Annotated in this window: 1 protein-coding gene; it reads left to right on the forward strand. The window is 60.4% G+C overall.

Translation table 11 applies throughout. The features are described from left to right. Positions 1-408: 408 nt before the first annotated feature. Positions 409-767 (forward strand): hypothetical protein (locus Q1B08_RS21590; protein WP_299823466.1); only part of this gene is annotated, 359 nt, incomplete at its 3' end.

Here is a 767-nt window from a genome sequence, read left to right on the forward strand (position 1 = left end):
AGGAGAGATGCGCCGGGGCGATCCGGTCGATCAGCAGATAGGCGGCGAGCGTCGCGACGCCGGTCTGCAGCGCGACCCGCAGGACCTGTCGCCTCTGCCGCCGCAAATCGTCGGAGGCGGCTTTCAATGTCCTCGATCTGAACAGAACGACCGCTTCCCTTGCTGAACCCGGTTCGGAGCCTGCGTTGCAGCGTACACCGCCGGCTCCGAACGCAGTGGTGCGGCCCACCGGTTCCCGAAAAAGAACCGGTTCGGGCGAATGAAGGGAAGTCCTGGCCCCGGTTGGCGATCTGGCCGAAGCAGCCGTTCGCATGTCACGTGGCGGATAGCTGGAAGGAGCCCTCTAACGGCGTAGGCAGGTCCAAATTCATCGCTATGGTTGCGGCATAATTCGACGGAGGTATCGACATGGCTGCGAAGTTTGCAGGCGGCAAGAACATCGCGATGAAAGTGCCGCCGCATCAATATGATGCGACCGTGGCATTCTATCGTGACTTACTTGGTCTGGAGCAAATCGGCGGTCCCGCAGGTGATGCGGTCGGATTTAAATTCGGGTCGAACAATCTCTGGATCGACAAAGTGTCGGCCATGAGCCAGGCCGAGCTGTGGCTGGAAATCGTCACTGACGATACCGCTGAAGCTGCGAAGACGCTTGAGAAGGCAAACGTGGTCCGTTGCGATGAGATCGAGGACCTTGGCAGCACCTTTGACGGCTACTGGGTGTCCAGCCCCGCTGCCGTCATCCACCTCGTAAACGCGAAGGACGG

This window comes from uncultured Jannaschia sp. (assembly GCF_947494025.1).
Taxonomy (GTDB): Bacteria; Pseudomonadota; Alphaproteobacteria; order Rhodobacterales; family Rhodobacteraceae; genus Jannaschia.